12 protein-coding genes are annotated in these 11,533 nt (G+C 36.0%); 7 read left to right on the forward strand and 5 right to left on the reverse strand.

What is annotated here, in order from left to right:
• On the reverse strand, window positions 1–867 hold the full coding sequence (locus tag T368_RS0106970; RefSeq protein WP_004086359.1) for a P-loop NTPase: 867 nt from the start codon (window positions 865–867) through the stop codon (window positions 1–3).
• Window positions 868–1,277: 410 nt separating this feature from the next.
• On the opposite strand from T368_RS0106970, the gene T368_RS0106975 reads away from it, so the two are divergent.
• Window positions 1,278–2,393, forward strand: a complete 1,116-nt coding sequence (locus T368_RS0106975; RefSeq protein WP_004086361.1) for an alanine dehydrogenase — start codon at window positions 1,278–1,280, stop codon at window positions 2,391–2,393.
• Between the two features lie 11 nt (window positions 2,394–2,404).
• A complete protein-coding gene (locus tag T368_RS0106980) occupies window positions 2,405–2,830 on the forward strand; it encodes a DMT family transporter (RefSeq protein ID WP_004086364.1) in 426 nt (141 codons plus the stop codon).
• 94 nt (window positions 2,831–2,924) lie between these two features.
• On the opposite strand, the gene T368_RS0106985 is transcribed toward T368_RS0106980, so the two are convergent.
• The 4 genes from T368_RS0106985 to metG form a co-directional block, all read right to left on the reverse strand.
• Window positions 2,925–3,974, reverse strand: a complete 1,050-nt coding sequence (locus T368_RS0106985) for a D-alanine--D-alanine ligase (protein WP_004086366.1) — start codon at window positions 3,972–3,974, stop codon at window positions 2,925–2,927.
• Between the two features lie 312 nt (window positions 3,975–4,286).
• On the reverse strand, window positions 4,287–4,595 hold the full coding sequence (locus T368_RS0106990) for a c-type cytochrome (RefSeq protein ID WP_004086368.1): 309 nt from the start codon (window positions 4,593–4,595) through the stop codon (window positions 4,287–4,289).
• A gap of 119 nt (window positions 4,596–4,714) precedes the next feature.
• Entirely contained in the window at window positions 4,715–4,984 is a 270-nt protein-coding gene (locus tag T368_RS0106995; protein ID WP_004086370.1) for a hypothetical protein, read from the reverse strand.
• A 46-nt stretch (window positions 4,985–5,030) separates the two neighbouring features.
• Window positions 5,031–7,022, reverse strand: a complete 1,992-nt coding sequence (gene metG, locus T368_RS0107000; protein WP_004086372.1) for a methionine--tRNA ligase — start codon at window positions 7,020–7,022, stop codon at window positions 5,031–5,033.
• 200 nt (window positions 7,023–7,222) lie between these two features.
• On the opposite strand from metG, the gene T368_RS0107005 reads away from it, so the two are divergent.
• From T368_RS0107005 to T368_RS0107025, 5 genes are all read left to right on the forward strand, one after another.
• On the forward strand, window positions 7,223–7,579 hold the full coding sequence (locus T368_RS0107005) for a rhodanese-like domain-containing protein (protein ID WP_004086374.1): 357 nt from the start codon (window positions 7,223–7,225) through the stop codon (window positions 7,577–7,579).
• A gap of 34 nt (window positions 7,580–7,613) precedes the next feature.
• Window positions 7,614–8,993 carry a S41 family peptidase gene (locus tag T368_RS0107010; RefSeq protein WP_004086376.1) on the forward strand — a complete coding sequence of 460 codons (1,380 nt, stop codon included), beginning with the start codon at window positions 7,614–7,616 and terminating at the stop codon, window positions 8,991–8,993.
• Window positions 8,994–9,247: 254 nt separating this feature from the next.
• The gene (gene purC / locus T368_RS0107015) at window positions 9,248–10,021 is read left to right on the forward strand and encodes a phosphoribosylaminoimidazolesuccinocarboxamide synthase (RefSeq protein WP_004086377.1); all 774 of its coding nucleotides are present in this window, start codon (window positions 9,248–9,250) and stop codon (window positions 10,019–10,021) included.
• A gap of 3 nt (window positions 10,022–10,024) precedes the next feature.
• Window positions 10,025–10,624 (forward strand): hypothetical protein, encoded by a 600-nt coding sequence (locus T368_RS0107020; RefSeq protein ID WP_004086378.1) that lies wholly within the window; start codon window positions 10,025–10,027, stop codon window positions 10,622–10,624.
• Between the two features lie 282 nt (window positions 10,625–10,906).
• The gene (locus T368_RS0107025) at window positions 10,907–11,491 is read left to right on the forward strand and encodes a hypothetical protein (RefSeq protein WP_004086379.1); all 585 of its coding nucleotides are present in this window, start codon (window positions 10,907–10,909) and stop codon (window positions 11,489–11,491) included.
• The last annotated feature ends 42 nt before the right edge of the window (window positions 11,492–11,533 follow it).

Below are 11,533 nucleotides of genomic sequence, written 5' to 3' on the forward strand. Positions count from 1 at the left end.
CTATAAATACCCAAGCATACGCTTAAAGAAACTCTTAAAGCCCTTAGATTCTAAAAGCATATTATGCTCCATGTCTGTAATCTCATGTGCTAAAAGTGCCGCAATATCGCCTATGCCTACCGATACGCTATTAAATGGCTCTACTTTTGTAATTAACGCACGATTTCTTGTAGCCTTATTCACCGCAGTGTTTAGCTCAAGCCCACCTAGAAACTTTAGCGTGAGATGTGGTATATGCTTTTTTGTAATGCTCTCCATGCGATCAAATACCGCAAGGGCTTCCTTTTGACTTTTACACATGTTTATCACCATAAAGATTTGCTTTTTTGTGTGTGCGTTTAGCTTAATAGTCGCATACGCATCTGTAATGGCTGAGGGATCTGGCATAGTAACCACGATAATATGTTCGCATGCTTGCAGTGTAGATTGATTTAGCGGACCGATACCTGCCCCCGTGTCAATTAACAAAAAGTCAAGCGTATCAAGGATATTACTCTCATGTATGAAATTCTCCACAATGTTGAGATTATTCCCCGCATATTTTAGAATCTCTTCGCCGCTATCACCGGGTATGAGATAGAGATTTGGCTCTATTTCATACACGACCTCATCGATACTTACCTCGCCCTTCATCGCGTGAAGAATGTTTTTATCGGTTTTAATGCCAAAGATAAGATCAAGATTTGCTAGTCCAATATCCGCGTCAAATACGCCGACTTTAAAGCCTAGCTTATTGAGTTTATAGGCAAGGTTTGCGCTAAGAGTGGATTTGCCTACGCCACCCTTACCTGAAGTAATAGCGACATATTTTGTATTCGCTTTATTTCTCATCATGGTTTCTAGCTGTTTTGCCTGATTTTCAATCATTCGACTTCCTTGCCTTGCTTAAAAAGGGTGTATTCATCAACTTAAATTTCCTATTGTTCTTCATTATTGCAAGATTCTACCGAAAGCAAGATTCTAGCAAAAAATTAATAAATTTATCACCAGAAACAAACGCTATCGCTATAGAAATCCACGCTACGCCATAAAAGAAACTCCAAAATCACAATTGTTAAAGATTTTCATAATAACACATGCAAGAAGTATTCCATAGGTAGTTTTTAAGGGATTACTTTATATTTCAAAACACAAGTAATTTGTCTGCATGGAATCTATGTTTAATCTGCACAGCACAAAGCAATCACACCGGTCAAATCTATGCATTATTGCGATATAATGACACTTTTATAACAATTAGCCTTTTATGAATATTAAGAATATATAAGGGAGAAGCAATGATTATTGGCATTCCAAAAGAGATTATGAATCACGAGCATAGAGTGGGGCTTGTGCCAAGTGATGTGGCATTATTACAACAATCAAGCACAAATCACACTATTTATGTAGAAGATGGCTTAGGTAGCAGCATAGGCTATACAAATAGGGACTATGAGAGAGCGGGGGCAAAGATTATCTCAAGTGCTAAGAAAATATGGGAAGATTCTGAATTGATTGTGAAGTGTAAAGAGCCTATTGAATCTGAGTTTAAATATCTGAGAAATGATATGATTCTGTATAGCTTTCTTGATCTTGCTTACTCCAAAGAGCTTGCGAGTGCGTTGGTAGAATCTAGGGTTACTTCAATATGTGGTGAGACGATAGCCGGACCAAAGGGCAACTATCCCGTATTAGCGGCGATGAGTGAAGTAACAGGTAAGTTTGCTGCACAACATGCTGCAACATTGCTTGCTACAAACTATGGCGGTCGGGGTGTGCTTATTGGCGGTTGTGCTGGTGTAGCCCCTGCGAAAGCGGTGGTTGTCGGTGGCGGTGCGGTAGGTATGAATGCGGCACGAATACTAGTAGGCATGGGCGCTGATGTAAGTGTGCTTGACATTGATACGCAAAAGATAGCAAACCACCCACTTACACTAGAGAATAGAATCAAGGTGCTATACGTAAATGAAGATTCTATAACACAGGCATTAAGCGGAGCGGATATACTCATCGGTGCGGTTTTAGTAACTGCAACGGCTACCCCAAAGGTTATCACAAGAGAGCATTTAAGACTTATGAATAAAGGTGGTGTCGTGCTAGATGTGTCTGTGGATCTTGGCGGCTGTATCGAGACTTCAAGGCAGACAACGCATGATGATCCAACCTATGTTGAAGAGGGCTTAATCCACTATGGTGTGCCAAATATTCCCGGTGTGATTGCACGAACATCAAGTATTACTTACTCTTATGAGTCTCTGCCCTATGTGCAATGTATCGCAAATAAAGGCTGGAGAGAAATGCTAAAAATGCCCGGTGCAATCGGCGGCTTAAATGCTTATGATGGTAAAATCGCCTTAGAATCTGTGGCAAAAAGCTTTTCACTGCCCTACATTGACACAAAAAGTGTGCTATAAAAGGGGATAATATGCAAAATATAATAAAAGATTCGGTAAATACAGGGCAAACTCGCACACTCGCATGGACTTTTTTGATTATTGCGATTTTGCTTGAAGTTGGTGGTGTGGCTATGCTAAATGCTATCCCTTTATGGCTTGAGCCTTTTAGTAGTGATGGTGTTGTAAATATTGCTTCTATGGAAGTAGCCCCGCCAATGATAGCAAAAGCTGTTATGCTAAGCATGATTGCGGCTTCATATTACTGCATGTCTCTTGCTTTGCGTAAAATCGCCTTAGGCGTGGCGTATTCTGTGTGGGAGATTGTAGGTATGATTGGAATCTTATTTATATCTTTTCTCTTTTTCCCACCAAATCTCACAATAAAAGAATATATAGGCATAGCAGTTGGCTTTGTGGGTATTATATGTGTGATTCTGGGCGAAGAGCAGCATTAAGCAAGATTTTTATATATTAACTAAAGCTAAAACTAAATTTTGTGAATGATGCAATAGATTCTAAAGTTTTGGCACATTTAGAATCTAAATTAGATTACTTCCCTTTTGCGCTTTGGATTTGATTAATATATTGATAGTTTATATTAATGGCATGTTTTCTTGGCAGGGAAGTGGCGATTTTTTCTAGCACGGATTCAAAATCAGAGAAAAGATAGTTTGCCATGCTACCAGGGATTGGATTAATCTCGTTTAGATAGATTTTATCGCTAGATACGAAAAAATCACATCGTATAAGCGCACCCTCAAATGTTGTGTTATAAATTTTTTTGAATGCTTCATGCAAATTCTTTGTTAAAGATTCTGTAATTTCTGCGTTTTTAATCTCTTCGGTTCTAGAAAAATCTAAATATTTATCCTCAAATCCTAATAAATCTTTTTTCACTGGTTCTTCAATAAGCGATAAGATAAACTCGCCATTTACCTTTGTTCCAGCCAAATTATACTCTTTTATCCCCTTTTTAAATGGCTCAATAATGACTTCATTGCTAAACTCAAACGCACAATCAAGCCCATAAGAAAGCTTTGTTTGATCTTCAACTACGCATACGCCAATAGAGCTGCCAAGACATGTGGGCTTAATGATATAGGGTAGTTCAAATGGAATCTCGCAAGTCTCATTTCGCTTTAACACATAGTAAGGAAGTGTTTCAACACCGCATTCTTTTGCATAAAGCTTTGTTAATCTCTTGTTATAGCTTAATATGCTAGCTTCAAGTCGTGGTCCAATATAGGCGATTTTATAAAAGTCAAATAAGCCAGATAATACGCCATCTTCGCCATCACCGCCGTGTATGAGATTGAGTAGTGAGCCTGTATTTAGCATTTTTTTCTTACCTAAAAAGCCGTTTTCATAGAATCCACCCGCACCGATTTCAATCTTTTTAGCTTGTTTATAGGCTAGGCTGCTGAAATATTTTGACTTCATATTGCTAGATTCTATGAGATAGAAATCATGATTAGAATCAAGAAAAATAAAATGTGTGATTTTAATGTTTTTACCAAGTTTTTGTGCCATAGTAATAGCACTTACAATGCTTATCTCATGCTCATAACTTATACCGCCAAAAATAATGCTAAGATTCAAATTTATTCCTTTATTAAAAGTTTTTGTAATTTTACACTATTTTATGTTGAGTTTAAAAGTAACGCTTTATAAAATAGCTTGAAATTTACATGAATTATTATATAGATTTACGCGCATGTAAGGGTTTTATAACACAAGATTATAATATATAAGTTATCATAAAACAACGATTTTAGAATCTTGATTAAAGATCTAGCACTTCAAAGCAAAACTCATTGAAACACTAGAATCTTGATTAAAGGGGATTTATGGGGCTTTGCACCAAACTTTCACTTGAATAATATTCTTGCAAAGTAAGGCACAAATCTTAGCTTATTTTATTGTGGGGATATATTTTGCTAATGCTTCAATATCTTCTTCACTAAGCTTTGCAGTTTGAGCTTTCATTTGAGCGCCCATTTTGTAGCGATTAAGCTTACCTGCTTTATACTCAAGTAAGTCTTTTTTAATTTCATCGCTGCTTAGATTTTTTACAACAGCTGTCTTATTAAGATAAGACTTTTCCATTTTTGCACCATGGCAAGTTTTACATTGCTTCGCAATGATTGCAGCTGGATCACTCGCCGCAAATGCAACACTACCTAAACCTACAACAACCATCAATGGTAACATCTTTCTCATAATCTATCCTTTCTGTAATTTGATTAAGCTTCAATTATACACTTTTTTTATTATTTCAAGCTTAATAATGGTAATAAAAACGCAGAGAAACAACATTTTTTAGCAAAAAAGTCTCATGTTTAAGAGAAAAACTTCTTTGCTTGTCGTATTTTCTCCATTTGTTGTCGTGTATCATGTTGGCTAGATTCTAGTAAATCTATGGTTTGAGATATAAGCTCTTTTGCTATATCTAAATATTCTAGCAATTCTTTATCCGCATTATTCATAGACATGCTTGTATCAAAAGGTAGATTCTGTGTTAGCATAAATGCTTCTTGTGTATTATTTTCAATAAGGGCAATTTTAAAGGCTTTAATCCATTGTTCTATCTTAGCTTTATCATACTGCATACTTTTTCCTGTATCAATGCTTTTGTAGATTTAGTGAATTTATCAATTAGCTGATCCTTGAGCCATTCGCTCTTGCATGTTCTGTGCGTAAAAGGCTTAAACCATTTTCATCTTTACATGCTAGAATCATGCCTTGACTGATTTCACCCATAAGCTTTGCTGGGGCTAAGTTTGCTAATACACATGCTTGTGTGCCAATGAGATTTTCTGTATCATAAAATTCAGCAATACCTGCGATGATTTGACGCGGTTTTTCTTCGCCTAAATCAACTTGTAGCTTTAAAAGCTTTTTGCTTTTTGGGAGTTTTTCTGCGGCAATAATTGTGCCAACTTTAATGACTATTTGCTGAAAATAGTCAATATTAATCGTATCGTTTATACATGGTTTATTGATAGAATCTTTTTCTTTTTGTGGCTTATTTTCTACAAAAGGTTGGTGCATTGTCTTCATGCGTGGTTCTTCTATCTTTGGAAAAAGCGCACAAACTTTTTGTATCATAAAATCTTGTATGTATCCTTGCTTTATTATCAGTGTATCAAACTGCTTAGAATCTATGCTGATATTTAATGCTTTACTTATCTCTTTGCATGAATTAGGCAGTATTGGATAAAGAAGTAAGGCTGCTTTTGCAAGAATATTTGCAATAAGATTCAAAAAGGCTTTACATTCTATACTTTTTTCTTGCTTCATAAGTTCCCAAGGGGCAATTTGTGTAATCATAGTATTTGCTAGATAGAAAAGCTCCCATACAGATTCTAAAAATTTATGTGGCTGTATAGAATCCATATAGGCTAAACTCTGATTAATAATGCGAGAAATCTCTTCTTTTTGTGAGATATATGCGTTTTCATCATAACTTTTACTTAAATCAAACTGAAAATATTTTTCACTCATGCCAATAAGTCTATTTAACAGATTCCCTAAATCATTGCTTAACTCCCCATTATTGCGATTTATAAGGGCTATTTGTGAAAAGTCGCCATCTTGACCAAACGGCACCTCGCGTAATAAAAAGTAGCGGAATATATCGGCAGGGTAAGCGTTTTTAATATCAAGCGGGTGGATTACATTGCCTATACTTTTACTCATTTTCACACCATCGATAGTCCACCAGCCATGCACTAAAATGTGCTTTGGCAGTGGCAAATCTAAACTCATAAGGAATGCAGGCCAATATATCGCATGAAATCGCAATATATCCTTACCTACAATATGCGTTGTGTTATTAAAGTATTCCATTTTAGATTCTAAACATGGATTTTGCTCCATTTTATAGCTTAGCTGCTCTTTTGCATTATTATAGTCTAGTCCATAGCCAAGCGCACTAGCATAGTTCATCAACGCATCAAGCCATACATAAATGATATGCTTACTATCACGCAATTTTAATGGAATCTTAATCCCCCACTCAAAGCTTATGCGAGTAATGGATAAATCTTGTAAGCCTTGCTCTACAAATTTTATAACTTCATTTCTTTTATGTGAAGGCACAATGCAGTCTGGATTCTCTCTATACCATGCTAAAAGTTTGTCTTGATACTTTGAAAGGGCGAAAAAATAACTCTCTTCTTTGACAAGGCGAGTTTCTTTCTTACCACTACAATCAGGGCAGTAGATTCCATCTATGACCTGTGTTTGCGTGAAAAAGCTTTCACAACCAACACAATACATACCCTCATAAGCCCCCTTATAAATATCCCCCCTATCATACATAATCTCAAAGGCTTTCTGCACGGATAGAATATGCTCAAAATAAGTTGTGCGGATAAATTTATCGTAATCTATATCGTATTCACGCCATGTATCGCGGAATTTCTCACTGATAGAATTTGCATATTCAATCGTTTTTATCCCATGCTTTTTTGCCGCTTCCTCTATCTTTTGTCCATGCTCATCTGTGCCTGTAAGGAAAAATACATCATCGCCCCTAAGTGTCCAATATTTCTTCATAACATCAGCAAGAATGGTAGTATAAGCATGTCCAATGTGTGGCACATCATTGACATAGTAAATAGGCGTTGTTAATAATTTCTTCATTTAAGTCCTTTTATGCGTTTTATGAATAAAAAGTTTTAATTATACTTGATTTTGTTGGTTTTTTGCAGTTTTAAATGTTTGTTGGCAATATCTAATATATAAAGTTCTAGAATCTAATAACTTTTAATTACATATTCTCCCTTTATTTATGAAATAACGATAGAATAAAGCTTTTATCTCACTAAAATTCAAGGATATACATGCAAGAGTATGGCAAGAGAAATAAAAGTCTTGCAAAGGCGGTTTATATTGAAGAAGCAAATCTAGATGATTATATTATGGTTGATATGCGAGATGAAGAAGAAGTATGTGCAGCACGCATTAAAGGTGTCCCAAATATTAAAGAAACACATGCTCTTTTTAACCTTGCTAAAGACAATCCAGACAAAAAGATACTCATACATTGTAAAAGAGGGGGCAGGGCGTCTGCTATGGGGAGTAGGCTTGTAAGGCTTGGTTGCGATAATATCTACTTTTTTGATGATACCTTTGCTAGATTCTATGAAAAGTTTGAGATTGTAGGTATCTCAAAAGATTGCTTAAGAGATTTACAATAATTCTTTGAAATTTTACTTCTTTGGATACGACATAATGAAAAATCTTAATTTTTATATTTTATCAGGGTTTATATCATCGGCTTTGCTTGTAGGTGGCTTTGGAATCTTACAAGCACAAAATATTGCAGACCACACACAAATGCAAATCGCACAAAGCACACCCAGCACACAAACACCGCCAAAGAAAAAGCTAACACAGGCAGAAAGAGATAGGGCGTTACAAAAGTTCATGGCAGCAGTGAATCTTGTTGAAAGTAGCTATGTCAGTGATGTAGATACAAATGAGATTATTGAGAAAGCAATCTCTGGCATGTTAAGCAATCTTGACGCACATTCTGCGTATTTACCGCAAAAAGATTATGAAGATTTACGCACAAAAACAAGCGGTAGTTTTAGCGGTATAGGTATAACCGTTGGCATGAAAGATGGAGCATTAACGATTATCGCACCACTTGATGACACACCCGCTAAAAAAGTCGGCTTAAAAAGCGGGGATATTATCCTAAAAATTGATGATAACCCAACACTTGATATGAAAATAGACCAAGCCGTATCGCTTATGAAAGGTAAAAAAGGCACAAAAGTAACACTTACAATCATAAGAAAAGGCGAAACAAAGCCACTAAAATTTGAGATTAAGCGAGATGATGTCAAAGTCCGCTCTACTTTAGTAAGTAAGATTGAAGAGACAAATTACGCTTATGTTCGCGTTGCGACATTCGATCAGCATGTAACGCGTGAGGTGAAAAAGGGCTTAAAGGATCTTGGCAAATTTGAAGGCATTGTGCTTGATTTGCGTGGGAATCCGGGCGGATTGCTAGATCAGGCTATTGGGCTTGTAAGCCTTTTTGTAAAGGATGGCGTGGTTGTGAGTGAGCGAGGTAAAATAGAGAATGTCGAGCTTAAGACTTCAGGTAAAGCAGAGTTTTTACATGAGCCACTTGTGGTGCTTGTAAATGGTGGTAGTGCATCTGCGAGTGAGATTGTAGCGGGAGCATTGCAGGATTATAAAAGAGCTGTTGTTGTGGGAGAAAGCACCTTTGGCAAAGGAAGTGTGCAAAAAATCTTTCCATTTGGCAGAGAAGCTAAAGAGGCAATGAAGCTTACTATAGCAAAGTATTATTTACCAACAGGCAGAAGCATACAGGCAGTAGGTATTACCCCAGATCTTGTTGTGGCAGAAACTGAAGTGCCTCTAAGTGATGAGAATCAGCTTGAGTTTAAAGAAGCGGATTTAAAACGACATTTAAAAAATGAATTATTACAAGAAGAAAAGAAGAATAACTCAAAAGCAGATTCTAAAGATTCTGAAAGCAAAGATATTACACAAAGCATGGTTATGAAAGACATGCAGCTAAAAAGTGCTATCGATGTACTAAAAACTTGGGCAGTTATTAAAGGCATGGCAAAGTAAGCTTTTAATAACTTGTAGCATAAAGGGATAAAACTAGTTTTTACTCACGCCTAGTTGCTGTTGTGTATAGTGTGTTTTTAGAATCTGACTCCCCAAAAACTGCCCAATTTCATGATAGAATCTAGGTTAGGTGTTTTGTTGCATTGAGTATGATATATTAGAATCTAATCGCCATTCTATACTTGAGTGGCTATAAGATTCAGTCTAGATTCTAAAATGCAAATAAAATATAAAAACCTTAAGGAGACATACTTATGAAAAATGTAGTAACACAAGAAAAAGACTTTTTGCAAGAAAATCTTGTAGAAACAAATTTGCTTTATGAGGGCAAAGGGAAAAAGCTGTATAAAACGACAATAGAGAATACTTTGCTTGCGGCGTTTAAAGATGATTTAACAGCATTTAATGCACAGAAAAAAAGTAGCGAAGAGGGCAAAGGCAGCCTAAATTGTCAAATCTCAACGCAGATTTTTACACTTTTAGAATCTAAGGGGATAAAAACTCACTTTATACAAACCTTGCAAGATACATATATGCTATGCAAGAGCTTAGAGATTATCCCCATTGAAGTTGTGGTGCGAAATATTGCTACTGGGAGTTTGAGTAAGAGACTAGGCATTCAAGAATCTTTAGACATAAAAGACACGCCGCTTAAAGCCCCGCTTGTAGAGTTTTATTATAAAGATGATGCTTTGAATGATCCTATTATTACAGATTCTCATTGTCTTTTAATGGGACTTGCAAACACTGATGAGATAGCAAAGCTAAAAGAGTTAGCATTGCAGGTGAATGAGATATTGAAAGAGTATTTTGATAAGGCTTCATTGCGACTGATTGACTTTAAGCTTGAGTTTGGCAGAGATTCTCATAGGAATATTTTACTTGCTGATGAGATAAGCCCTGATAGTTGCCGTTTGTGGGATAAAGCAACAAATAAAAAGATGGATAAAGATATTTTCCGTCAAAATCTAGGCAATGTAACAAGTGCTTATAAAGAAGTGTTGTCTCGTCTCACAGAGATTAAGTAGATTATGCGTTTTTTCTTTTTTATATTATGTATTTTTAACTTTACTGCATGTTCTATCAATCGTCAGCTTGTCCCACTTGCAAAGAGTAAGGAAATCGGCTTTGTGAGTGATGGTAGTTTTGTATTGCAAGACCCACCACCCGGTAAAGCAAGAATCTATGTGTATAGAGAGAATAATCATGTCGGTTCATATCTAGGCTATACACTGCGAATCGAACATCAACCAAAGACAGATTCTAAAGGGCGTCCAAGCTATAAGAACTATCAAGATTCACTTGGCTATATGGCAATGGGCAAGACCTTTTTAGCTGATGTTGAGGCTGGCTATCCTATCGCCCTTATGGCAAAGACAGAGGCTACAAGCTATGTGCTATTTACACCTATGGAGGGCGAGATATATTGCATTAAAGGCAGTATGAAAAATGGCTGGACTATGCCTAGACCGCATATTGTTTTTGTAGATAAGCAAACATGTGAGGAAGCATGGATTGACTACTTTTCAAACAAAAATGTAGAGTTTCAAAATCAATGGCGTAAAGTCTATAATGAAAAGGGCGATAGGATTAGACTTGATACACCGACAAAAGCACGCGTTACGCAATAGCTTATATAGATTTTGTTTTTATAGAATCTATTTTTACTAAAAGATTTTAAATTCTTGCTATTTTGCACCCACCCAAATGGTTGAGATTCTAAAACTTAACACAATCGCTTGTATAACCAAGCATTATAAAAAAAGATGAAACATCTAATTTAGACTTTAAGTTTTAGATGTTTGCTTATACTTAATATATTAAGAATCTTAAATATAATAATATAATAAACTTTGCTTATAAATCACTTGCAAGTAAATTTTATTAAGTAAAGTATATTAAAGGGGTAAAAAATGAGACTATTAAGAATCTTTCTCTTTAGCGTTATGATATGCGGGAGCTTGAGGGCTGAGGGCATACCTTATGCCTGTTTGAATGTACTACAAATCGCTTCATTTCATTATGGTTTTAGCACAGATTTAAACAAGACAGATTCAGATAAAGTAGCTAAAGATAGATTTAGTGGAATAGTTGGCATAAGTGTAGGGTGGAATTTCTTTGGAGACATGAGATTTAACCCAGAGCCCACTATACCCATTCCTTTTACCTATCACAATATGAGCTTTGGTCTAAGGGCTAAATATCTATTTATGAACTCTTATGCCCCCACTCACTCTGTGGGTGGAATGCTGTATATTTACCCTTCAAGAGATTTTATAGGCACCCTTAATCTTATAATTGGTGTCGGAGCAAACTTTAGCGAGAAACATAATCTCAAAGCAAATGGAGCGTATATTGAAGTAGGCTTAGGCTTATTAAAAATAAGTCCACTTTTAGTCAATACCGATATTACCTATCGTGCAAATATCTATGGCGGACATAATGACTTAGATTTAGGGACAATCCATAGCTTAAACTTTGTTTGGACTTTTCTCTAAGGTTTATTGGCTATGAAGTCTTAACATTTTAGCATTATAGAA

Origin of the sequence: Helicobacter bilis ATCC 51630, assembly GCF_000686565.1 — a bacterium.
In the GTDB taxonomy this organism is placed as follows: Bacteria; Campylobacterota; Campylobacteria; order Campylobacterales; family Helicobacteraceae; genus Helicobacter_A; species Helicobacter_A bilis.